This window comes from Piscinibacter sp. XHJ-5, from assembly GCF_029855045.1.
Lineage (GTDB): Bacteria > Pseudomonadota > Gammaproteobacteria > Burkholderiales > Burkholderiaceae_C > Albitalea.
Genome location: NZ_CP123228.1, coordinates 857,875 through 882,106 on the forward strand (window position 1 = coordinate 857,875; position 24,232 = coordinate 882,106).

Genomic DNA, 24,232 nt, shown 5'->3' on the forward strand with positions numbered 1-24,232 from the left:
TCACCCCACCCTGCAGGGATAGCTGAAGCCCACGAAGTGGACGGCGTTCACTGCGAAGTGGACAAGGATCGCGGCCTCGACGCGCCGGGTCATGGCATACACCAGCGAGTACCCGAGGCCGGCAAGTGCCGCCAGCGCAACGAGCGGCAAGCCGCCGTTCACGTGGATGAGCGCGAAAAGCAGCGTCGACACCACCACCGGGAGCCCGACGAGGCGGGGCTGGTGTTCGAGCGCCTGGATCAGCTGCTCCTGGATGACGCCGCGAAAGACCGCCTCCTCCGCGACGCAGGTGAACAGCAGATTGATGGCCAGAAAGGTCCACGCCTGTGGTGGCCACTTGGGATCCCACCGCACGTAGCCGATCGCAGCGGCTGCACCGAGCACGGCCATGACGGTCACGAGTGCAGCAAGCAGTGAAGGCCGCGCCATGCGCCGCAGGTCGCTCATGCTGCCGATGTGCGGCGCCATGAGCGCAAGCAGCAAGAGCCCGACTGCGCCCTTGTCGAAGTTGGCGTATTGCGTGAACGGTGCGGAGTCCACGCTGAAGCGCGCCGCGTCGATCACGACAGGGTTCTTGAACCCCGGCACGGCATGCAGCGCCAGCGCCACGGCGAGAACGATGACGGCGAGGATCGAGAAGCACCTCAGCCACCTGTTGCCGGCGTCCCGCGCCGACCATGCAAGCGCGGCAAGTACCACGAGGCAGAGCGCGCCCGGTCCCTGCAAGACGCCGGTCCACAGGCCAGCCATGACGGCTGCCGCGAACAGCAGCACCCACGGTGCCACCGGCCGCCACGAGGCCACGCGAATCGCCGGAAGCCAGACGGCGCAGATCGATGGGCCGAGTAGCGCGAACGAAGCGACGGCGTGGCTGGTGGCGATTTCCATGACGCCGATTTTGTGAAGCCATGCCCGCGCACGACCAGTGGCAGATTGCCTACGCCGATTGCCTAGTCAGCTCAAACGAATCCATACCTTCCCCGATCACGACCGCCGTGACGTCCTCCTTGTCGACGACCTCCAGCCCTGGCGTTCGGCGCCAGCTTGTGCAGCCCGGCCAGTTGCTCGAGGACCAGGGTGCGCCTCTTCGTCGCCAAGACGTTGCTCAGAACGTCTTCGCAGCAAGCGGGCCGCGGATGGTCCCGACTTCAGTGGTGCTGGTGCTCGTTCACTCTAGAGATCGGCCGCCGTCTTTTCATGGGCAAAACGCCGACAAGGCGGATCCATCCATCGGCAGATTGCCTACGCCTGCCGGCGCCATGCCAGGGCGGTCGCTCAGTAGCCTGCAGTGACACCGAAGTCCATGCTGAGCGTGGCGCCGGTGATGGGAGCCGCGCGTGAAGAGAGCAGGAACGCGATCAGGCTCGCCACCTCCTCGGGGTCGATGAACCGAGCTTCGTGGCGTTGGGGGTAGCGCGCAAGAAGACGATCGAGGTACGCATGCGGATCACCGCTGCCGAAGCGCTCGGCTTGTCGATGCAGCATCGGCGTCGCGATATCGGACGGACACACGGTGTTCACGCGGATCCCGAAAGGCGCCAACTCGAGCGCGAGCGCCTTGCCCATGAGCACCAGGCCGCCCTTGCTGGCGCAGTACACGGCGCAACCGGCATTGCCGACGACGCCAGCGTCCGAGCCCACGTTGACGATCGCACCTCGCGTTGCCTTCAGCGCCGGAATGGCTCGGGAGCAGATGAAGAAGGTGCCTTTCAGATTGACGTCGACGCAGCGGTCCCATTCCTCCTCGGTCACGAGAGCGCTGTCCCCTTCGGTCCACCTGCCTGCGCAGTTGACGACCGCGTGGAGTCGCCCATGCCGGGCGAGCACGGCGTCGACGACGCGCTGGCAATCCGCCACCTTGACCATGTCAGCGACCATCGCCGGTGCACGGAGTTCATTGGCAAGCGCATGGAGTCTTTGCGGATCGGTCGAGGTGAGAGCGAGCTCGGCGCCACTGCGGCGCAGCAGGCGTGCGACGGCGGAGCCGACGCCGCCCGCTGCACCGCTGATCAGAACAACCTTGCCCTCGAACAGGCGCGGGTCGAACATGCTCAGTCCTCGGCGGCCTGCGCCACCCGTGTACCGGGCGTCGAGCCGGGCAATGGCCGGACCGACTTGTCTTCCTGCAGGCTGTTGCCCCCGTCGACCACGAACGCCTGTCCGGTCACATAGCTGGCGCACGGCGACGCGAGAAAGGCGATCATCGCGGCCACTTCATCGGCGCTTCCGGCACGACGCAGGGGCGTGTTCCGCGAGGCCTCGCGCTCATGCGGCGTCTGCGACCCGGTGGCGATCCAGCCTGGCAGCACGTTGTTGATCGTGATGTTGTGCTCGGCCACCTCGAGCGCGATGGCGCGGCTCATCCCGATCATGGCCGACTTCGCCGCACCGTATGCCGCTTCGCCGGGAACGCTGACCAACGGACCGGTGACCGACGACACGTTCACGATGCGACCATAGCGGCGCTGAACCATGTGCGGCAGCACGCGACGGCTCACGTTGAAGCAGGTGGTCAGATTGCGCTCGATCGTCATGTCCCAGTGCCGGTCGCTGCATTGATCGAAGCGCTCGTACTCCTCGGTCTGGCCGCCGAGCGTCATGCCGGCGTTGTTCACCAGCACCGAGATGGTGCCGAAGTCTTCGATGACGCTGGCGATGAATGCGTCGACTTGCGAGCGCGATGAGAGGTCGCAAACGTAGCCACGGGCTGCATATCCGCGTGCCCGCAGCTCCAGCGCCCGAGCTTCTGCGCGGGCGTCGATGTCGGTGACGACGGCGCTGGCGCCCATCCGTGCCAGGCGCAGCGCGGTGGCATAGCCGATGCCTGTCGGACTTCCAGCTCCGGTGATGAGCACTGCGTGACCTGCCAGATGTCGATCCGCCGATGAAGGGCGGGGCTGCGGCTCTCTCAGCTCAACTTGATCCATACGTCGTTGGTTTGGGCGGCGTTGTCGAGGTAGTAGCTGTTGTCCACGATGGGCGGCTCGATGATCGTCAGCTTGAGCGCCTGAGGCGCCGACGTGATGGCCGGACGCCATCCCTTGACCTCCCATGAAAGCGTGCCGTACTGAACCTGGGGCGCGCCGACGGCGCGCCCGACGTCGGGCAGCCAGTCGACGAGCGCATCGAGCGTCGCCCCGCCCTGCGGGAGAATCACTTCCCGGCCGTCGATATCGACCACCTCGCGCAGACGCCGCTTGAGGTTGGTGTAGTCACTGGCCAGGAACGGTGCCCCGCTGCTCGTCATGCAGAGCACGCACCATGCGACGGCCACCACCTTGCCGTTCTGGTCCTTCACGGCGACCAGCACCCAGGGGCCTGCCAGCCGCTCGAGAAGCCGAACGCGATACTGGCCGCCGGGCGAGAGACAGCACCCGACCTCCTCCCCGAGCACCAGGCAGGCGACATGCTCCTTGTCGAGGATCTCGAGCTCGAAGAGGTGGTAGTTGTCGTGGTGTGCCGGGAAGTCGTCCCTGCCGATGAAGGCGACCAGCGCCTGCCGGGTCGCCTCGAGCTGCTCGATCTGCGCCTTGGCCTGCGGCGCGAGCGTCTGCAGCTGGGTCAGCAGGTCCTGGATCGGCGTCGCCAGCGTGCGGTTCTTCATCACCACGATCTTGCTCAGGATGTCTTCGGTCAGCAGGCACTCTTCGTCCGTGCCGAAGATCAGCGTCATCAGCACGTCGAAGCTGCTGCCCTTGATCTTCCAGTTCTGGATGTCGGTGTGGCGGGGCTTTCCGTGCAGGGACAGCCCCAGGAGCTTCAGGCGGCCGATGAGCGCGACCGCGGCAGCCGCCCGGTCCTTGACCGGCAAGGTCTGCAGGTGGTCGATCGCTGCCTGTGCCAGCCGGCGGATCGCCACGACCCACGGTTGCAGCACCGCGAACAGCTGCGGCGCGGTGCAAAAGCGCTTGGGCGCGAGCTTCTTCGACGCGCAGCCGCGGAACACGAGGTCCCAGTCGATCGAGGGATGCCTCTTGCGCAAGCCGGCGCGGTACTTCTGCACCTCCGGAATCTGATCCCATCCCAGCATGCCGGTGGTCAGGCCCTGGTGCAGCGCCTGCTGGTAGATGGCCCGGCCGTTCCACTGCCCGACCTCGAGTGCCAGCGCGACGCACTTGCTCCATCCCGCATCCGACTGGGCGACGACGTCGTCATGGATGGCCGGCGAGGTGGGAACCGGCTCTGCATACCAGCGCTGCTTGTGGCCCGCATCGAGGGTCAGTCGGATCGAGATCTCCAGCCAGCTTTTCTCGGCGGCAGGCAACGGGGCGACCCAGTTCGCGATCTGCCGCCAGACGGCCGGATGGCCGCATCGGGCGGTCCACAGCCGACTCACCAGATCGGCGAGAAAGCTGGCGGGCGCGCTCGACGGCAGCGGCATGGCGGGCGGAACCGCGGTCCAGGCCTCTGGAGCGCCGGCGGCAAACGTCGCCAGGGTCGCCGGGCTGTCCAGCACCACGCGCTGAGTCTTGCCATCGCACTGAACGATTGCCCGGAACAACAACCCGAGGCGGGCGGCGCTTTCAGGGGCTTTCAGAAGCTGCCACAACCAGACGCGCAGGCTCGAGGTGGTGGCCGAAGTGCTCAGGATCTCGGTGCACAAGGCCATGGGGGCGGCGACATCGGTTGCGGCGAACCCGAATGCGGCGTTCAGAAAGGCCCCGATCGGTTGCGTCCAACTGGCGGCATTGAGGTTCTCCTTGGCCTCGCGCCAGAGTTCCGCCCAGACGTCTGCACTGGCGAGTGCGCCGCCGGCGGGCAGCAGCGATACGCTCAGCTCGAATCGGTCCCCCGGGTCTCGCATGGATTGCCGCAGTCGGAGCAGCGCACGGGCCCGTTCCGGGGTCAGCAGGGACGCTCGCATGAGTCCCGACACGACGTGCTTGCACGCTCTCTCGACGTCGCGCCCCAGCAACTGGCTGATCAGCGTGATCGTGTTGTCCCAGTCGCCTGCCTGCACCCATCCGGCTTCCGCGAGCGCCTGCGCCAACTCCACCGCGGCACGGTGGTGGTGCAGCGTTTCACCGGCCATGAGGTGGCTGATCACCGGTGCCGGGCCGGACTCGTGCGAGATCAGCAACTTCACCAGGTTGACCACGAATTGAGGCGTGTCGACGGCCTCCCAAGGCTGCAGGACCGAAGCTTCTCCGAAGAAGAGCTTCAGCACCCGGGCGCCCAAGGCGCAGTCCAGCATGGCGGGCAGCCACCGGTGTTGCTCCTTGTGGTCGAGCAGGAACTGGATCCACTGCCGCAAGGCGGCATCGCTCACCGCATCGACGTTGGGGAGCAGCCGCAGTGCCGCGGCCAATGAGCTCACCGAAAAAGGCTGCGGCGACGGCTCGGTGGCGATGGCGGCGATGATGCCGGTCCACTGAGCGCAGTCGAGATACGACGTGAGGTTGAGCGCGACCGTTGCGTGCGCATAACCCCGGGACTTCGGTGCGATCTTCTTCGCCAGGTCCATGAGCCGCGCCACATGATCGCGCCGCTCGTGCTGCCTGATCAGCTTTGCCAGCGCGCTGACCATCATCCCGTCCGCGTCGGGCTTGGACAGAAGGTCTTCGGCCAACGCAAAGAGCACGTCCCAGGCCTCGGGTGAGGCAAGGCACTTGCAGCCGCTGGCACCGCGTTCCAGCTGCACGAGACGCTTGACGAACGCGGTGGGCGCGCTGTTCGCCTCGGCCGACAAGATGGTGCCGAAAAGATTCGGGAACGGTTGGTCGAACCGATCCAGACCTGCCACTAGGTGATTGGCCAGCTCAAAGGCGCGTTCGCTCGACGAGCCCGTGCAGTGCGCCCATTGCGACTTGAATTCAGCCGCGAAGGTGGGATCCGCGCGGTGCTGGTGCAGCAGGGCCACGGCTTGGACGCCCTTGCCCTCCATCGCCAGCGTGAAGGCCGTGGCGACGGGTGACGCGGCGGCGTGAATGGCCGTGGTTTCCATGCCGAGCATTGTGTGTAGCCGGGTCCGCGCGCCGCCACTGGCGGATTGCCTACGTCGATTGCCGATGCCCGCCGGCGGCCTAGGAAAAAACGACGGCCTGCCTGCGACAACGACCCATGGGAGGCGTCGCTCGCCGCACCTACTCTGTCGTGGATGCATCGGCCTGCCATGGAGCGCGGCCATGCACGACACCGGAGCGATACCGATGACGCCAACGTCCCCCTCACGACACGGCAGATGCGCAAGCGCATGCGGCTCGATCCGCATGCATGGGCGGTCTGCTCGTCCGGCGGCAAGGCCGTGAAGCGTTTCACTCCGCCCGACGGCGCTGCCGCGGCGCATGGAAAACGGCGTGCTTTGCAAGTCCGCATGCCGACCTCCCGTGCCACCTTTGCGGCGCCGACCGTCCATGCACAGCCGCATGCCGGCGACGGCACCCCCGCTCCTCCTCAGAACCTCGGCGAAAGCTTTCCCATCATGCAAACACACGCCTCCCAGCAGGGCCCCATCGTCACCATCAAGGCGCACAGGGGCGACTTCAAGACATTGCTCGCTTTCAACCTCGTCGACGAGAGCCACCGCAAGAACCTCGCCGGCTTCACGGTGCAATGCCGGGCGCCCTCGGGCAAGGCCTTCTACCTGCACAACGCGCTGCGCTTCGAGGATCCGTCGCGCCATGCACAGTGCCACACCGAGCCGGACAACTCGTCCATCAACGCACCGCTGCACACGTTTCGCTGGCTGCATGTGCCGGGCGAGGCCAACGAGGACGTCGCGGCCGTCGCGGGCACTTATCAATACACCGTCACCCCGCGCTACTTCGACGACGCGCAATGCATGCTGCCGCTGGATCCGGCGCTCGGCGCGACCGTCAGCGTCGAGGTCGGGCCGCTCGAGGTCGGGGATCTCCAACTCGGCTTCACGCGCGGGGCAACGCAGTCGCAGGCCTTCGAGCATCACTTCGGCCTGAAGGCGCTGCTGCGTCCGGCCGGTGACGAGCTGCTGTACGACACCCACCTGCCGTCCGGCCGCAACGCCGAAGGCCGCGCCTACACCTTCGACGAGCAGTACGCATGGCTTGGCTCCACCGCCCGCGCGCGGGTGCTGGAGCTGCTGCGCGAGGCGACGGCCAAGCCGGGCATGCGGGTGGATGTCTTCGCCTACGACCTCAACGAGCCGGACGTGCTGCGCGCCGTGCTCGAGCTTGCGCGCCAGGGCCGCGCGCGCATGCTGCTCGACAATGCCGCCCTGCACCACGGGCCGGAGGGAAAGACGGCGGAAGACCGCTTCCAGAAGCTGTTCGAAGGCGCCGAGAAGGGCGCGGCGGCGATCCGTCGAGGCAAGTTCGGCCGCTACGCGCACGACAAGATCTTCATCCTCTATGACGGCGATCGGCCGTGCCGCGTGCTGACCGGATCGACCAACTTCTCGATCACGGGCCTGTACGTCAACTCGAACCACGTGCTGGTGTTCAGCGACGACGCGGTGTGCAAGCAGTACGCACAGCTGTTCGAGACCGTGTGGGCCGGCAACGCGTCGCGCGAAGCCTTTCTCAAGACCGAGCTCGCTCAGCGCAAGTACGACTTCGGCGGCGAGCGCCTGCCGAAGACGGAGATCACGTTCTCGCCGCATCCGCCGAAGGTGGCGGAGCAGTTGCTGCAAGAGCTTGCCGACCGCATCGGCGCGGAGCGCGATCGCGGCGCCAAGGACGGCAGCGTGCTGTTCGCGCTGATGCAGGTCGACGGCAGCCCCAGCCCCGTCTACAAGGTCCTGAGCGAGCTGCATGCCAGCCAGAACGTGTTCAGCTACGGGGTGTCCGACACCTCCAAGGGCACGTCGCTGTACCGGCCGGGCTGCCGCGACGGCGTGCTGGTGTGCGGCAAGCCGGGCAAGCTGGCCCTGCCGCCGCCGTTCGACCAGGTGCGCGACGTGGGACTGGGTCACCAGATCCACCACAAGTTCGTCGTCTGCGGATTCAACCGCGAAGATGCCGCCGTCTATTGCGGCTCGTCCAACCTTGCCTTGGGCGGCGAGGGCGCCAACGGCGACAACCTGGTGATCATCCGCGACCCGCGCGTGGCGACCGCCTTCGCGATCGAAGCGGTCGCGCTGGTCGACCACTTCGACTTCCTGGACCGTGTGGCGCAGAAGGCGCGCGAGAACAAGGACAAGGGTGTGGCCGCCGAGGTGAAGGCCACGACCTCGCGGGCCCACGCGGCCGCCGCGGCCTCATGGCACCTGGGCACCACCAACAAGTGGAGCGACAAGTTCTTCGACAAGTCCGACCTGCGCTGCGCGGACCGGCTGCTGTTCGGCTGAACTGCGGGGGGATGGCGATGCAGATCGACACGCAGGCTCTGGCCTGTCTCATGAAAGGCGGGCTGCCCCGCGCGCAGGTGTGGCAGCCCGCGCTGACGATGGCCTGCGAGCGCTATGCCGTGGCCACCCCCGCGCGTCTGGCGGCCTTTCTGGCGCAGCTGGCGCACGAGTCCGACGGGTTCTCGCAGCTGGTGGAGAACTTCCACTACACGGCGGCGCGGCTGTGCGCGGTGTGGCCGCACCGGTTCTTCCTGTTGCCGGACGAGCCGGCAGGCCGTCTCGACGCGGACGAGTACGCAGGGCACCCCGAGCTCATCGCGAACACCGTCTACGCCGACCGGATGGGCAACGGCCCGGTGAGCAGCGGAGACGGCTGGCGCTACCGGGGTCGCGGCCTGCTCCAGATCAGCGGCCGCAACAACTACGGCGACGCCGCGCAAGACATCGGCGTGGACGTGCTGCTCAACCCGGACCTGCTGGTCGAGCCGCTCAATGCGGCGATGTCGGCCGCGGCGATGTGGCAGCGCATCGGCGCCAACGAGCTGGCCGATGCCGACACGGCCGAGGCCTTCGGCGAGATCACCTTCGCCATCAACGGCGGCACGGAGGGCATGGATTCGCGCGTCCACTACTGGCAGCTCGCGCGCCGGGTCATCCAGCAGGCTTGACATGCGCACCCTGTCCGCCTCGCTCGTGCTGCGGCTGCTGGCTGCAGCGTCCCTGTGGATGGCGACCGCCGCAGGCGCCGCGCCGGCCGGCGATGCGGCGGCGGAGCCTGCGCCCCGCGTGGTTCAGCTCGGCGGCGAGCTGCGCGTCGGCCGTCCGATCGACGTGCACGTGGCCGGCCTCGAAGCCTGGGCCGCCCACCCGGGCAACTCCGCGTGGCAGCTGGTGCCCTATCTGAACGGTCGGCCGCTCAAGTCCGTGTATCCCACTTCGGTGAACCTGCGCACGGGACGGCTGCAGTACGACCTCTCGGTGAAGGAAGACAACCGGGGCGTCTGGGTCGACGTGCTGAGCCCGCCCACGCTGACCCGGCACATTCGCTTCTCGGTTGGAGCCGAGCGGGGCGACCCGCTCGACACCGACTACACGCTGGAGAAGCAGCCCGCTTCGCTCGTCGTCCTCGAGCCCCATTGGGCGGTCTTGTCGCTGGCCGTGGTGGCCGTCGGCGCGTTGCTGTTTCTTCGCCTGGCGATGACCACGTCGCTGCTGACCGAGGCCTATGTCGACCCGGCGGGGCAGGCGGCCAGCCGCTACAGCCTGGCCAAGGTGCAGATGGCGCTGTGGTTCTTCGTGATCTTCGGCGGCTTCATCCTCATCTGGCTGGCCACCGGCAACTACGCCACGGTCAACGTGTCGGTGGTTTCGCTCCTGGGCATCAGCGCCGGCACCGCGGTGGGCGATGCCTACCTGCGCTCACGCACGATGGATCCGTTGCTGGCCGAGCGCATCGTCGTACGCGAGGGCACCACCGAGCTCGTCATCGACGCGCTTCCCCCGCAGCCGCGGAGCAACCGGCTGCTCGCCCTGCGTGCGTTCTTTCGCGACCTCATGTGCGACGGCAACGGCTATTCGATCTACCGCTTCCAGATGTTCGTCTGGACGCTGGCGCTGTCCATCATCTTCGTGGCGCAGGTCTACTACCACCTGGCGATGCCGACGTTCACGCCGGAGCTGCTGTATCTGCTCGGCTTGAGTTCAGGGACCTACGTGGCCAACAGCGTCCCCGAGATCCGGCATCAGGCGAGCGAGGCCGGCGTGGTGCGCGCCGCCGAGCAGGCAGCGGCGAGGCAAGCGGCCCGTGAGATGGCGGCGGCGCGCGCCCGTCAGGCGCCGTGAGCACAGACCCCATGCATCTGGCCTGCTGCTGTACGGCTGCAAGGTGGCCGAAGGCGAGACGGGACGGTCCTTCGTCGACAGCCTCGCCGCCATCACCGGCGCCGACGTCGCCGCCTCGACCGACTGGACCGGCTCCGCAGCCAAGGGCGGCGACTGGCAACTCGAAGCCAACACCGGCCCGATCGACACCGAGGCGCTTTCCGATGCGGCCTACGCCCACGTCCTCAACACCCTGAATGCGGGCGACATGGTGGTGCTCGGATGGAGCGCGCTCACCGACACCGTCACGATGGCCACGCTGGTCGACATCCCGACCGGCACCACCATCAAGATCACCGACAAGGGATGGGACGGCGTCAACGGCAACTTCACCGCCCTGTCCACCGGCGACGGCGTCGTCACCTGGACGACCAGCGGCCTGGTCTCCGCTGGAACCGTGCTCGATCTGCACCTCGGCGGCTCGGACGCCCCCACCACGCTGACCGATGTGTCGCACGGCATCGACCTCAGCGCCGACATCGCCGTCAGCACCTACACCGTCACCGACCCGCTGAACCTCGCCGGCGACGGCGTGTTCATCTACCAGGACGCCGACAACAACCCGTTCTTCATCTACGGGTTCAACAATTCCGGCGGCACCGTTGCGGGGGTCAACGACGCGCCGGTCCACAGCGTGCCCGCTTCGCAGAACGTCATCGAGGGCGGATCGCTGGTGTTCAGCAGCGCCAACGGCAATGCGATCGGCGTCGACGACATCGACGCCGCCGGCAGCGCGCTGCAGGTCACCCTCACGGCGGCCAACGGTACGCTGACGCTCGGCAGCACGGCAGGCCTGGTGTTCTCGGCCGGCAGCGGCGCGGGCGACGCCACGATGACCTTCACCGCGAATCGCGCCGACATCAACGCCGCACTGAACGGACTGGTGTTCATTCCGTCGGCGGGCTACGACGGTCCGGCCTCGCTGCAGATCACCACCAGCGATCAGGCAGCGTCCGGCGGGGGTGGCCCCCGGTTCGACACGGACACGATTGCCATCACCGTCGTGGCGGACAACCCGCGCGCCGTCGGCATCGATTCGAGCAGCGCCGACGGCGTCTACGGCATCGGCGACGTCGTCACGATCACGATCCGGTTCGACTCCGCGGTGGACGTGGACACCACCGCCGGCACGCCGACGCTGCTGCTCGAGACCGGCAGCAGCGACCGCGTGGCGACCTATGTGTCCGGCTCGGGCACCTCGTCGCTGAGCTTCAGGTACGTCGTTCAACCAGGAGACCTGGCGGCCGACCTGGACAGCGCCGGGACGTCCGCGCTGGTGCTCAACGGTGCGACGGTCCGCGACCACCATGGGCTCGATGCCGTTGTCACGCTGCCCGTGCCCGGCACCACGGGCTCGTTGGGCGCACAGCGGGCCATCGTGGTCGACGGCGTGCGTCCCACCGCGTCCATCGTCGTGGCCGACGGCGTGCTCGCCGCCGGCGAGACTTCGCCGGTGTCCATCACCTTCAGCGAGGCGGTGACGGGCTTCACCGTCGACGACCTGTCGGTGCCGCACGGCAGCCTCGGCAGCCTCGCGTCCAACGATGGAGGCATCACCTGGACGGCGACGCTGACCCCGGCACCGGGAGCCACGAACCCGGGCAACGTCATCACGCTCGACGCCGCCGGCGTGTCCGACGCAGCCGGCAACGCGGGAGCGGGCACCATCACCTCCAACGCCTACGCGGTCGACACCGCCGGCCCGACGGTCACGTCGGTCTCCGTTCCTGCGGACGGCACGTACTCCGCCGGCGACGCGCTCGACTTCACGGTCCACTTCGACGAAATCGTGACCGTCGATGCCGGCGCCGTGCCGCGCCTGGGGATTGCGCTGGACAGCGGCGGCACGGTCTTCGCCGGCTACGTGAGTGGATCGGGGACCGGTGCGCTGACGTTCCGCTACACCGTCGTCCCGGGTCAGCGCGACGGCGACGGCATCACCGTCGCCACGGCGCTCGATCCGAATGGCGCCACGTTTCACGATGCCGTCGGCAACCCGGGAAGCGTGACGCTTCACGCCATCGCTTCGACGACCGGGGTGCGGGTCGACGCCCCGCCGCCGGGCGGCGAACCGCCGCCCAGCCCACCACCGCCCAGTCCTCCGCCGCCGCCCGGCCCGCCGCCGTCCGAGCCACCGCCGTCCGGCCCACCGCCGTCGGCCCCGCCGCCGCCGCTCGCCACGCCGCCGGTGGCGCCTCTGCTGTCGCCGCCGCCGTTCGATTCCACCGCGCCTGCGGCCGATCGGGTGCCGATCGTCGCCGTGCCGACCGATCTGCCGGGCGCGCCTGGCGCGACGTCCCTGCCCGGCCGACCCGACGCGTGGAGCGAGGCACGGCTCGGGGACGTCACGACGCTGCAGGCGATCCCCGACCTGGGACGCTTCGATGCACAGGCCGGACGCCCGCTGCACATCGCGCTGCCCGGCGCGATTGGCGGGCTCGACCCGGCGTTTGCGCCTGTGCTCGTGGACGTCCGACTCGCTGACGGTCGCCCGCTGCCGGCCTGGCTGCGCTTCGATCCCATGACCGGCACGCTCGCCGGCGAACCGCCGCGAGGCGTCGCGCAGCGTGTGGTGATCGAGGTGGTCGCCACCGATGACCAGGGCCGTCGAGCGGTGTCACAGCTCGTCATCGACGTCACGACCGCACCGGTGCAGACGGACGCCGAGCCGCCGCAGCAGAAGGACGTGCCGGCGGCCGGACGTGCGGGCTTGACCGCGCAATTCGAGCGCCACGGTCCGCACGGCCGCATGGCCGAGCGCGCCGCCTTGGTCGCGCATGCCCGTTCCCTCGGGCACGGTCCCCGCTGACCTGCACCGGCCACGACATGCATCGCCACTTCACGGAGGATTTCTCTTGAGTTCCAGTCGCATTTCCGCACGACTGCTCTGGGCCGCGCTGGTCGCCGCAGCCCTTGCCGGCTGCGCGGTCCAGCCCCGCGTCCTGACCATCGACGAGCGCCGGGCCGCCATGGCCGCGGATCGGCAGGCGCTGTTCCGCGAGCAGGAGCCTGTGCGGGGCGCCATCACGCTCGAAGAAGCCATGGCGCGCGCGGTCAAGTACAACCTCGAGCATCGCGTCCGGCTGATGGAGGAAGCAGTGGCGCAGCGGCAGCTCGACCTGTCGCGGGTCGAACTGCTGCCGCGGCTCACCCTCGCCGCGGGTTATGCGGGGCGCGACACCGAGCTCGCCGCATCGTCGCGCGACATCACGACCGGTTTGCAGTCGCTCGCGCCTTCGACCGCCACCGATCGGGAGCGTGTCCTGGGCGACCTGGGACTGTCGTGGAACGTGCTCGATTTCGGCGTGAGCTACTTCCAGGCCCGGCAGCAGGCCGACCGCGCGCTCGCGGCGCAGGAACGCCGCCGCAAGGCACTGCACCTCGTGATGCAGCAGACGCGCCAGGCCTATTGGCAGGCCGCGGGCGCGCAGCAGCTCGAAGCGCGCATCGAGCCGGTTCTGCAGCAGGCCCGGCAGGCGCTGGTCGACGCGCGCCAGGCCGAGTCCGAACGCGTGCGCTCGCCGCTCGAGCCGCTGAACTACCAGCGCCAGCTGCTCGACATCATTCGCCAGCTCGAGGCGGTCCGCGACGAGCTCCAGCTGGCCAAGCCTCGGCTCGCATCGGCGATGAACCTGGAGCCGGGCCTCGCCTTCAGCGTCGTGCCGGCCGACGCGCTGCCGGTGCCGCGCGTCACGCTGCGCACGGCGCGCATGGAAGAAGTCGCGCTGCTGATCCGACCGGAGCTGGTGGAGTCGCACTACCAGGAACGCATCGGCGTGCTCGAGACGCGCAAGGCGCTGGCGCGACTGCTGCCCGGCGTGGAGATCAGTCTCGGCGGGCACTACGACAGCAACAGCTACCTCGTCGACAACACCTGGTGGGACGCCGGCCTGCGCGTCAGCTGGAACCTGTTGAATGCGCTGAACGCCGGTCGCATCCGCGGCCTGGCGCAAGCCCAGCTCGACCTCGCAAGGCAGCAGCGCCTGGCCCTCGGCATGGCCGTGCTGACGCAGGTGCACGTCGCGCACCTCGAGTACCTGGCTCGCGTGCGACAGCACGAGATGACCCGCGAGCTGCATGCGGTGGAGCAACGCATCCTGCAGCACAGCCGCAACGCGGAGCAGGCCAGCGCTCAGGGCAAGCTGGAGCAGATCCGGGCGGCAGCGGCGGCCATGATGTCCGAGCTGCGGCTGTATCACAGCTATGGCGCGGTACAGGGTGCCTACGCGCAGGTCATCGCCACCCTCGGGCTCGATCCGCTGCCGTCGTCGGTGGACGGACACGACATCAAGACGCTCACCGAAGCGGTGCGCGCCTGCGAGCGGGCGTGGACCGAGACGGTCGACCCCGGGGGCAGCTCGTGAAGGCGTGGCGCGCCCTCACGATCGTGCTCGCCTGCGCGCTGATCGGTGCCCTCGCGCAGATCGCCATGGCGGCCCCGCCTGCCGACCGCGACGACCGCATCCGCGCACAGCTCGGGTCGCGCCACAGCGTCACGATCTCCAGCGAAATCGCGGCACGCATCGCCGCGCTGCCGCTGCGCGACGGCGATGCGTTCCGCGCCGGGCAGCTGCTCGTGGGCTTCGACTGCTCGCTGTACCAGTCGCAGCTCGGCAAGGCCGATGCCGGCGTCGACGCGGCACGGGCGCTGGCGCAGTCCAACCAGCGGCTGGCCGAGCTCCACTCGGTGGGCCGGCTCGAAGTGGATCAGGCCGCGGCGAGGCTCAAAGAGGCCCAGGCCGACGCCTCGACGGCCCGTGCCATGGCGAGCCGCTGCAGCATTGCGGCTCCCTTCGCCGGGCGCGTCGCCAAGCGGCACGCTGCCGAGCATCAATACGTGACGCCCGGCTCCCCGCTGCTCGACATCCTCGACGGCGGTCCGCTGGAGGTGCGCATGATCGTGCCTTCCAAGTGGCTTGCCTGGCTGAAGCCGGGCGCGGCTTTCGAGGTCGACGTCGAGGAGCTGGGCCGGCGCTTTCCGGCCAAGGTCCAGCGGGTGGGCGCGCAGATCGAGCCGGTCAGCCAGACCGTGTCGGTGGTGGGCGTGATGACCCAGGACCCGGCGTTGATGTCAGGCATGAGCGGCTGGGCGGTGGTTCCGCGCCCGCACTGAACCGGTTCTCACGCGCCATGGATTCGTCGGTTCAGCCGCTGCTGACGCTTCTGCAGCTGGGACGGCGGGCACGCTCGGCACGCGAGCTCGCCGAGCTCGGCTTCGTGGCGGTCAATGAAACCGTGGCGCTCGTGCCGTATCGGCAGGCCGCGCTGTGGTCGGCCCTCGGGCTGCCGCGCGTGCAGGCCGTGTCGGGCGTGCCGCAGCCCGATCCCACGGCGCCGTTCGTCCAGTGGCTCACGGCGCTGTGCCGCCATCTCGCCGACAGCGCCGCTCCGTCGGGCGAAATCGACACGGCGACGCTGCCTGCACGGCTGCTCGATGCCTGGGACCAATGGCTGCCGCTGCATGCAATGTGGCTGCCGCTGCAGCGCGATGCAGCGCCCGACGGGGCGCTGCTGCTGGCGCGCGGCGAGCCCTGGAGCGCAGCCGAAATGGCGCTGCTGCGGGAGCTGGCCGACGTGTTCGCCCATGCGCTTGCCGGCTTCCGGCCGCGCCAGCACGGGATCGACCGGATGCTGGGGTGGTGGCGCAGCGGCAAGTCCCGGCGCCGGCTGTGGCTCGCCGCCGCCGCGCTTTGCGTCTTTCCGATGCGCATCGATGTGCTCGGGGCCGCCGAAGTCGTTCCCCGTCAGCCGCTGCTGGTGCGCGCGCCGCTGGATGGCGTGGTCGAGCGTTTCGAGGTCCGGCCGAACCAGCCCGTCAAGGCAGGGCAGGTGCTCTTCAGCCTCGACACCACGGCATTGCGAACGCGCCACGAGGTCGCTCGCAAGGCCTACGACACCGCACAGGAGGAGTTGCGCCAGTCGGCCCAGGCCGCGGTGACCGACGAGAAGCAGCGTGCCGACATCATGCTCAGGCGCAGCCAGCTGCAGGAAAAGCAGGTCGAGCTCGACTTCACGGTGGACCAGCTCGACCGTGTTCAGGTCAAGGCCGAGCGCGAAGGCATCGCGGTGTTTGCCGACGTGAACGACTGGCTCGGCAAGGCCGTCTCCGTCGGGGAGCGCATCCTGCTGGTGGCCGACCCGACGCAGGTGGAGCTGACAGCGTATCTTCCGGCGGCCGACCACATCGAGCTTCAGCCGGGCGACGCCCTGACCCTGTACCCGCAGGGCGAGCCGCTGGCCTCGTTCCAGGCGCGCATCCAGAGTGTCGCCTACCGGGCCGAACCCTCGCCGGCGGGACACCTCGCCTATCGCATCAAGGCGGAGTTCCTTGCCGCTCAGCCGCTTCCGCGCCTCGGCCAGGTGGGCACCGCACGCGTGCGCGGCCCCTGGGCGCCACTGCTGTACGTGGTGCTGCGGCGACCGTTCGCCGCCTTGCGGCAATGGTCGGGACTGTGAGCTCCCGGGCCGGGGTTGCCGCGTGAACGCCGCTGGCGCGCTGCCGCCGCTGCGGCAGGACCTCGGCCTGCATGCCGGGCCCCCGGCGCCGGACGGGTCGCCGACCTGGACCTTGCACGACCCGGCGGTGAACCGCTTCTACGAGCTGCCCTGGCCGGCGTTCGAGGTGCTCTCGCGCTGGACGCTGGGCAGCGTGGGCCGCATCGTCGACGCGGTGCGGCGCGAGACCACGCTGCGCATCGTCGACGCGGACGTGGCGGCATTGCGGCAGATGCTCGCGCACAACCACCTGCTCCAGGCAAGCAGCGCGCAGGACAGCGAGTGCCTCGCCCGGACGGCGCGTGCGGGGCGGACAGGGTTCGCCCGCTGGATGCTGCGGCACTACCTCTGCCTGCGCGTGCCGCTGGTGCAGCCGATGCCCTGGCTGCAGCGCCTCGGACCGCACGTCGCCTGGGCGTACCGGCCGGCCTTCTGGTGGCTCACTGCCATGGCAGCGGTACTCGGATGGGTTCTCGTCGTGCGCCGCTGGGATGACTTCACCGACAGCCTGGCGGCCTGCGCGACCTGGGACAGCGCCGTTGCGATGGCGTTCGCCGTGGCGTTCGCCAAGGTCCTCCACGAGCTGGGGCATGCCTTCACGGCGCATCGGCATGGCTGCCGCGTGTCGACCATGGGGATCGCATTCGTGGTGCTGTGGCCGGTGCTCTACACCGACACCACCGAAGCCTGGAAGCTCGCGTCACGGCGGCATCGGTTGGCCATCGGCGCTGGCGGCATGCTCAGCGAGATCGCGCTTGCCGCCTACGCCCTGCTGGCGTGGGCGCTGCTGCCTGAAACCCCTGCATGGGCGCCGCTGCGTGCCGCGGCGTTCCAGCTTGCCACGACCACCTGGCTGATCGCGCTGACCGTGAACGCCAGCCCCTTCATGCGCTTCGACGGCTACTTCCTGCTGTCCGACGCCATCAACATGCCCAACCTGCATGAGCGTGCATTCGCGCTCGCCCGGTGGTGGCTGCGCGAACGACTGTTCGGCTGGGGCGACGCGCCGCCCGAAATCTTCTCCCGCACACGCGCGCGAGGGCTCGTTGCCTTCGCGTTCGCCACCTGGCTGTATCGGCTGGTGCTGTTCGTCACCATCGCGTTGATCGTCTATCACGTGTTCTTCAAGGCACTGGGGGTGCTGCTCATGGCCGTGGAGCTGACCTGGTTCGTCGGGCGACCGGCGGTGAGCGAGATGAAGCGGTGGCACGCGCGCCGCAAATCCCTGCGCTGCAACCGCGCCACCTGCCGACTGGCCGTGTCGACCGCCGCTCTGCTCGCCGCGCTGCTCTGGCCTTGGCAAACCGCCGTGCGTGTTCCCGCCGTGCTCGGGGCCGCACCGGCGCTGGCGGTGTATGCGCCGCATGCGGGGCAGATGGGCGACACCTGGCCGAGCGTCGGCCGACGCCTGAGGCAGGGCGATCCGCTGGTGGCCATTCGATCGCCCGCGCTGCAGGCTCGCCTGGACCTGGCGACCTCCCGCGCGCAACGCCTGCAATGGCAGGTGGCGCAGCAGACGCTGGATGCGAGGCTCATGGAAGCGGGGCCCGCCTTGCGCAAGCGCTGGGAAGCGGCTCGCGAGGAAGCCGAAGGCCTGCAGCGGGAGACGCAGCGGCTGAACCTCGCCATGCCGTTCGACGGCGTCGTGCTCGAGGTCTCTGAAGACGCCGGCCCCGGACGCTGGGTCTCGGCAGGCGAGAAGCTGCTGCGCGTGGCCGGGTGGCAGGGCGCCAAGGTCGAGGCGTTTGTCGACGAATCCGAACTGCCGCAGGCGCGCGACGGCGGCGAGGCGACCTTCATTGCCGACGCGCCCGAGCATTCACCCGTGCAATGCCGCCGCACGGTGGTCGACGCCGTACCGCTGAGCGAGCTCGACCAGGTGGCGGTGGCAAGCATGTACGGCGGCCGCATCCCGGCGCGACAGCGTGCCGACGGACGCATCGTGCCGCTTCGGCCCACCTTTCGGGTACGGCTCGAGGGCTGCGACCTGCAGGCGGCGCCGGCCTGCGAAGTCCTGGGTGTCGCATTGCTGCACGGAGAGCGCCGTTCGCTTGCGATGCGGGCGTTCCGGTGGGCCGCCGCGTGGTGGCATCGCGAGGCGGCGTTCTAGGGTCGTGGCGCGCCGCGCCGTGGCTCACCCCCAATGGCAGCGCAGTCAATGACATGCGAGTAGAAGGGGCGCTCCAATCCCCGACAAAGGAGTGCGTCATGAACGAGAAGAGAGCCAGCGTGCACTGGGAAGGCGCAGGCAAGAAGGGACAGGGCCGCATCAGCACCGAAACCGGCGTGCTGAAGGAAGCGCCCTACGGTTTCGCCACGCGGTTCGAGGACGACAAGCGCGGCACCAATCCGGAGGAACTGGTCGGCGCCGCCCACGCGGCGTGCTTCGCGATGGCGTTCTCCTTCGCGTGCGACAAGGCCGGGTTTGCCACGCGCACGGTGGACACCAAGGCCAGCGTGCGGCTGGTGGCGCAGGGCGACGGTTTCGCGATCGACCGCATCGCGCTGTCGCTCGAGGCCAGCATCCCGGACATCGACGAGGCGAAGTTCCAGGAGCTGGCGCAGGCCGCGAAGGCCGGCTGTCCGCTGTCGAAGGCGCTGGCCAGCGTGCCGGAGATCACGCTGGTCGCGACGCTGAAGCCGTGAGGCCGGAGGCGGGCGTACCATCCCGCCTCCCATGCAGATCGAATCCATCCGCACGCGCTTGCGCGAGCAGGGCGCCAAGCCCTGTCACGAGCAGCGCGTGCTGCGCCTGTGGGCTTACGGACTGCCGCAGGACAGCGGCAAGCGCCGGCCCGAAGACTTCCTGCCGCTCGATGTGCGGCACATGCTGCCCTCGCTCATCGAAGACTTGCGCCGGCTTGCGCGGGTTCGCTCCGAGCATCCGGCGGCCGACGGCTCGGCGCGGCTGCTCGTCGAGCTGGCGGACGGCCAGACCGTCGAGAGCGTGCTGCTGCCGCGCGAGGGCTTGTGCGTGTCGACCCAGGCCGGCTGCGCGGTGGGCTGCGCCTTCTGCATGACCGGCCGCGACGGTTTGCTGCGGCAGCTCGGCAGTGCCGAGATCGTGGCCCAAGTCGTGCTGGCGCGGGCGCGCCGGACGGTGAAGAAGGTCGTGTTCATGGGCATGGGCGAGCCTTCGCACAACCTCGACAACGTGCTCGAGGCGATCGAGCTGCTGGGCACGGCCGGCGGCATCGGGCACAAGAACCTCGTGTTCTCCACCGTCGGCGACCGGCGGGTGTTCGACCGCCTGCCCCGCGGTGCGGTGAAGCCGGCCCTGGCGCTGTCGCTGCACTCCACGCGCGCCGAGCTGCGTGCCAGGCTCATGCCGCACGCGCCGCGCATCGAGCCGGCGGAGCTCGTCGAGTCGGCAGAGCGTTATGCGCGGTCCACCGGCTACCCCATCCAGTACCAGTGGACGCTGCTCGAAGGCATCAACGACGGCGACGACGAGCTCGACGGCATCGTGACGCTGCTGAAGGGTCGGTACGCGATCATGAACATGATTCCGTACAACAGCGTCGACGGGCTTGCGTTCCGGCGGCCGTCGGCGCAGCGCGCACAGGCCATGGCCGACGCGCTGCAGCGGCGCGGCGTGAGGGCGACGCTGCGGCAGTCGGCGGGGCAGGACGTCGACGCGGGATGCGGCCAGCTGCGCGCACGGCATGTGATCGACGTGCATCGACCACCCACCGGCGCGACGTAACGCGTCGTGAGTGTTGTGGGAACTCCGCGCGCCTGATCGAAGGAGACGCAGCATGGACCGATTCACGGGCGGCTGCCTGTGCGGCAACGTTCGAATCCTGGCGTCCGGACGCCCGTACCGGGTCGGCCTTTGTCACTGTCTCGACTGCCGCAAGCATCACGGCGCGCTCTTCCACGCGTCCGCGGTGTTCCCTCAGGACGCGGTGACGATCGCCGGCGAAACACGCGACTACGCCGGGCGCTTCTTCTGTCCCCGCTGCGGATCGTCTGTTTTCGCACGCACCGCCGACGAGATCGAAGTGAACATCGGGTCCCTGGATACCCCGAACCAGCTGACGCCGACCTACGAGAGCTGGATCATTCGCCGCGAGTCCTGGTTGCCGCCGTTTCCGCTCACGAGACGATACGACCGCGACCGTGATGCCACGAGTCGCTTCGAGGAGTAGGTCGCCGCATCAGTCCTGCGCGGGGATCGCCATCGCCCGGGCCACCGCGAGGCGTCGAGTGTGCAGCGCTCGGGCCGCGGGAGCGAAGCCGCCGGCAAATTCCTCGGCCGTCATCGAGGGCGCACGCTGAAGCAGACGGCCGGCCTCCTCGCGAGCCTCGGCCACGCGCCCCAGCTCCGCCAACGCGGATACCCGGTCGACGCGGCAGCGGTGGAAGTGCGGCGCCACCGCCAGGCATTCGTCGGCGACGCGCAGCGCATCCTCATGCCGGCCCGCCGCCCATAACGCGCTGCCGTAGAACGCCGAGAGGAACGCAGGCGCCACCGGGTTGCGATCACGCGCCTGCTCGAGGTGGGCCACGGCCTCGGCGACACGGCCGACACGCAGCTCGGCGGCGCCCAGCGCGTAGAGGCAGCCGGCGTCGTTCGGGCTCAGGCGCAGGCACTGTGCAGCCGACGCGAGCGAGGCGTCGAACGCACCGCCCACCCCCTGCGCTTCCGAAAGTGCCAGATGAGCGAGCGGCAGGCCGGGCTGGAGAGCGATCGCGCGCTCGAGTTGCGACAGGACCTCGGGCGTGCGGCGGCGGTCCCACTCGCCGGTGAGTCGGGTGCCGATGTCGACGTTGTTGACCTGCCCGAGCGCCACCCACGCCGGCGCGTAGCCGGGGTCGCGCTCGATCGCCTGCTCGAACAGGCGGCGCGCCTCCCGGATGCCTTCTGCGCTGTAGCGGCGCAGCAGGATGCGGCCTTGCGCCGTGAGCGCGACGACGTCGAGCGAACGCGGCGCCGCCTCGAGCGCGCGTCGCTCCTCGTGGCGCGCCACGCGCGCCTGCAGCGAGCCAGCGATGCGCTCGACAAGCGCGCGCTGCGCCGCTGCGAGCGTCTCGCGATCGACATCGTGCGAGGACGACCAGACCACGCGGCCGTCCTCGCTGTCGAGCAGATCGATCGCCATCGACAAGCGTTCGCCATCGCGCCGCACCGTGCCGCCGACGATATAGCGGCTGCGCAGCCGTTGACCGATCTCAAGCAGCGGCATGCGTTGGTCGGCGAGGGCGAAGCTCGACTGGCTGGCAAGCACGCGCAGGTCGGCGCTGCGGCCAAGCTCGGACACGAGGTTGGCCGCGAGGTCGCGCGCCAGCGGCTCGCCTTCGGGCGTGGGGGCGCGGAAGGGCAGGACGGCGATCGACGGCTGCGTCACGCGTGCGGGCGGCGCAGTGGACCAGCGCCAGGCTGCGAAGGCGGCGAGCAAGACGGCCAGGCAAGCCGCGGCGGCGAAGCGCCAGCGGCCGCGCGGCGAGGCGGGTTCGGCGGCCCCGGCCGGCGCGGACTCCGCCAGTTCCATCAGGTAGCCGCGCCGCGGCACCGTGCGCACGAGGCCGCGCCCGGCTTCGCCGAGCGCTCGACGGATGTCGCCGATCGCCTGAACGAGCGAATCGTCGGTGACGACGAGGCCCGGCCAGACGAGCGCGAACAGCACCTCCTTCGTGACCAGCTCGCCGCGCCGTTCGGCCAGCACGCGCAGCACGTCGAAGGCCTGCGGGCGCAGACCCACCGGCCGCCCGTCCGGGTCGCGCACCGCTTGGGCCGCGAGGTCGAGCACATAGCCGCCGGCGAGTGCGAGGCGTGCTGGGGAGGCAGGCGGATCCATGGCGACTGCGCGGCGGGCGCGTTCGGCGGAGTTTCGGGGCATTTTCGCCGAGCGATCGGGACGCCGGGCGTCGTCCGGCCGAAGCTGTCGGGGTTCCAAACCTCCCGAAAGGCAACGGCCATGTACACCCCGACGCTCCTCACCGCCTTGCTGCTCGCTCTGCTGCCCGCCGCTGCCGCCGGGGCGCCGCAGTGGATCATCGTCAACGCGCGCATCTTCACCGCCGACCCGACACGCCCACGTGCCGAAGCGCTGGCGGTCGAGGACGGCAAGATCAGCGCCGTGGGCTTCGATGCCGACGTCCGGCCGCTCATCGGTCCCGACACACGCGTCGTGGATGCAGGCGGCCGCCTGCTGACGCCAGGGCTCACCGAGGCGCACGTGCACCTGGGCGCAGGGCTGCCGCTGTTCACGCCGCCGACGCTGCCTCTCACCGGCCCCGGCGGGGCGCCGCTGGGGCCGACGGGCGACAGTGCGCTTGCCGCCATCGCCGCCGAGGCCAGGCGCGGCGGCAGCGGCTGGATCACGGCCTTCGTCACGCCGGGCGTCGTCAACGACCGACGCCCGTGGCGCGCTGCCCTGGACGCCGCGTCGCCCGATCGGCCGGTGATGCTCCGAGGTTTCTGGGGGCATGGGACGCTGCTCAACAGCGTGGCCCTGGCACAGCTGGGCATCGGCGAGCAGAGCGCCGATCCAATCGGCGGCTGGTGGGGGCGCGACGCTGCCGGCCGCCTCGATGGCCGCGCGTTCGAAGCCGCCGAGAACCTGGGCTGGGAGCGCGTGGCGCCGCCGGACGCGGGGCGTCTCGCGTCCGTGTTCGGCGAGGCCACCGACCGTTACGTGCGCTGGGGCGTGACCAGCGTGCACCTCATCAACAACGCAAAGACGGCGGCGCTGACCACGACTGCACTGGCACGCCTGCCGCAAGGGTTGAAGTGGACGGTCTACGCCTGGGGCATGGGGCAGCGCGACCTCGCTGCCGCATGGGCCGAGTTGGACGCCGTGCCGCGACCGCTGCCGGGGCGCGTGCGCGTCGACGGGCCGAAGTGGATGCTCGACGGCACGCCGCTCGAGCAGAACGCGCTGCGCCGCGACGACTATCCAGGGCGGCCGGGCTGGCGCGGGCGGTCCAACTTCTCCGACGCCGAACTCCGCGAGATCCTGCAACGCGCGCTCGAACGCCCGGAGCAGCCGATGCTGCACGTCGTCGGCGATGCCGAGACCGACCGCCTGCTGCGCGCCATGCGCGATCTCGCGCCGGACGCTGCCTGGGTCGCGAAGCGCCTGCGCGTGGAGCACGGTGACGGCCTGCGGCCCGACACCCTCGATGCGGCGCGCCGCCTGGGCGTGGTTGTGACGCAAAACCCGACCCACCTCGCGCCGGCCGGCACGCCCGCGGTGAGTCAGACGCGGACGCTGCTCGCGAGCCTGCTGCGCGCCGGCATACCCCTCGCGCTGGGTTCGGACGCTCGCGGCCCGGAGACCAACCCCTGGTTCAATCTCATGCTTGCGCTGCGCAACGGCGCGACAGGCGAGCAACTCACGCGCGAGCAGGCGCTCTTCGCCTACACGGCCGGCGGCGCCTACGCCGAGCGGCAAGAGAAGCGCCGCGGGCGCATCGCGGTCGGCCTGGCAGCCGACCTGACGCTGCTGTCGCAGGATGTCCTGACGGTAGCGCTGGAGGACCTGCCGGCCACACGAAGCCTGCTGACGCTGATCGATGGCCAAGCGGTGTTCGAGGCTCCCGGGCCGTGGACCCCAAAGGGGCAATGATCCACACGCCGCGGGTCGC

Annotated in this window: 17 protein-coding genes; 12 read left to right on the top strand and 5 right to left on the bottom strand. The window is 69.7% G+C overall.

The genetic code is table 11. The annotated features are described in order from the left end of the window. The 4 genes from P7V53_RS04085 to P7V53_RS04100 all read right to left on the bottom strand — a co-directional run bounded on the left by P7V53_RS04085 (window position 1) and on the right by P7V53_RS04100 (window position 6,127). Window positions 1–888, bottom strand: a complete 888-nt coding sequence (locus P7V53_RS04085; RefSeq protein ID WP_280154200.1) for a CPBP family intramembrane metalloprotease — start codon at window positions 886–888, stop codon at window positions 1–3. Between the two features lie 387 nt (window positions 889–1,275). Continuing rightward, complete coding sequence (locus P7V53_RS04090; RefSeq protein WP_280154201.1) at window positions 1,276–2,049, bottom strand: SDR family NAD(P)-dependent oxidoreductase; 774 nt, start codon at window positions 2,047–2,049, stop codon at window positions 1,276–1,278. A gap of 2 nt (window positions 2,050–2,051) precedes the next feature. Next, on the bottom strand, window positions 2,052–2,855 hold the full coding sequence (locus P7V53_RS04095) for an SDR family NAD(P)-dependent oxidoreductase (protein WP_280154202.1): 804 nt from the start codon (window positions 2,853–2,855) through the stop codon (window positions 2,052–2,054). 53 nt (window positions 2,856–2,908) lie between these two features. After that, window positions 2,909–6,127: a hypothetical protein gene (locus P7V53_RS04100; protein WP_280154203.1), complete on the bottom strand. Its 3,219-nt coding sequence runs from the start codon at window positions 6,125–6,127 to the stop codon at window positions 2,909–2,911. 186 nt (window positions 6,128–6,313) lie between these two features. Between P7V53_RS04100 and P7V53_RS04105 the strand changes: the two genes are divergently transcribed. The 11 genes from P7V53_RS04105 to P7V53_RS04155 all read left to right on the top strand — a co-directional run bounded on the left by P7V53_RS04105 (window position 6,314) and on the right by P7V53_RS04155 (window position 20,790). Further along, window positions 6,314–8,263 carry a phospholipase D-like domain-containing protein gene (locus tag P7V53_RS04105; protein WP_280154204.1) on the top strand — a complete coding sequence of 650 codons (1,950 nt, stop codon included), beginning with the start codon at window positions 6,314–6,316 and terminating at the stop codon, window positions 8,261–8,263. Between the two features lie 11 nt (window positions 8,264–8,274). Next, window positions 8,275–8,931, top strand: a complete 657-nt coding sequence (locus P7V53_RS04110; RefSeq protein ID WP_280154205.1) for a glycoside hydrolase family 19 protein — start codon at window positions 8,275–8,277, stop codon at window positions 8,929–8,931. A gap of 1 nt (window position 8,932) precedes the next feature. Next, the gene (locus P7V53_RS04115) at window positions 8,933–10,105 is read left to right on the top strand and encodes a hypothetical protein (protein ID WP_280154207.1); all 1,173 of its coding nucleotides are present in this window, start codon (window positions 8,933–8,935) and stop codon (window positions 10,103–10,105) included. Beyond that, window positions 10,068–12,953, top strand: coding sequence for an Ig-like domain-containing protein (locus tag P7V53_RS04120; protein WP_280154208.1), 2,886 nt, complete (start codon window positions 10,068–10,070; stop codon window positions 12,951–12,953). The genes P7V53_RS04115 and P7V53_RS04120 overlap by 38 nt, the downstream gene beginning before the upstream one ends. Window positions 12,954–12,999: 46 nt before the next feature. Further along, complete coding sequence (locus P7V53_RS04125) at window positions 13,000–14,508, top strand: TolC family protein (protein ID WP_280154209.1); 1,509 nt, start codon at window positions 13,000–13,002, stop codon at window positions 14,506–14,508. Further along, window positions 14,505–15,257 (top strand): efflux RND transporter periplasmic adaptor subunit, encoded by a 753-nt coding sequence (locus tag P7V53_RS04130; RefSeq protein WP_280154210.1) that lies wholly within the window; start codon window positions 14,505–14,507, stop codon window positions 15,255–15,257. Before P7V53_RS04125 ends, P7V53_RS04130 begins: the two co-directional genes overlap by 4 nt. A 17-nt stretch (window positions 15,258–15,274) precedes the next feature. After that, a complete protein-coding gene (locus P7V53_RS04135) occupies window positions 15,275–16,600 on the top strand; it encodes an HlyD family efflux transporter periplasmic adaptor subunit (RefSeq protein WP_280154211.1) in 1,326 nt (441 codons plus the stop codon). A gap of 22 nt (window positions 16,601–16,622) precedes the next feature. Continuing rightward, window positions 16,623–18,749 carry an HlyD family efflux transporter periplasmic adaptor subunit gene (locus P7V53_RS04140; RefSeq protein ID WP_280154212.1) on the top strand — a complete coding sequence of 709 codons (2,127 nt, stop codon included), beginning with the start codon at window positions 16,623–16,625 and terminating at the stop codon, window positions 18,747–18,749. Between the two features lie 98 nt (window positions 18,750–18,847). Next, a complete protein-coding gene (locus P7V53_RS04145) occupies window positions 18,848–19,285 on the top strand; it encodes an OsmC family peroxiredoxin (RefSeq protein WP_280154213.1) in 438 nt (145 codons plus the stop codon). A 31-nt stretch (window positions 19,286–19,316) separates the two neighbouring features. Next, a complete protein-coding gene (locus P7V53_RS04150; RefSeq protein WP_280154214.1) occupies window positions 19,317–20,345 on the top strand; it encodes an RNA methyltransferase in 1,029 nt (342 codons plus the stop codon). 52 nt (window positions 20,346–20,397) lie between these two features. After that, window positions 20,398–20,790: a GFA family protein gene (locus tag P7V53_RS04155; protein WP_280154215.1), complete on the top strand. Its 393-nt coding sequence runs from the start codon at window positions 20,398–20,400 to the stop codon at window positions 20,788–20,790. Between the two features lie 9 nt (window positions 20,791–20,799). On the opposite strand, the gene P7V53_RS04160 is transcribed toward P7V53_RS04155, so the two are convergent. Beyond that, entirely contained in the window at window positions 20,800–22,440 is a 1,641-nt protein-coding gene (locus P7V53_RS04160) for a winged helix-turn-helix domain-containing protein (RefSeq protein ID WP_280154216.1), read from the bottom strand. 120 nt (window positions 22,441–22,560) lie between these two features. Here P7V53_RS04160 and P7V53_RS04165 point away from each other — a divergent pair, with 120 nt between their 5' ends. Continuing rightward, a complete protein-coding gene (locus P7V53_RS04165; protein WP_280154217.1) occupies window positions 22,561–24,213 on the top strand; it encodes an amidohydrolase family protein in 1,653 nt (550 codons plus the stop codon). Window positions 24,214–24,232 lie beyond the last annotated feature (19 nt).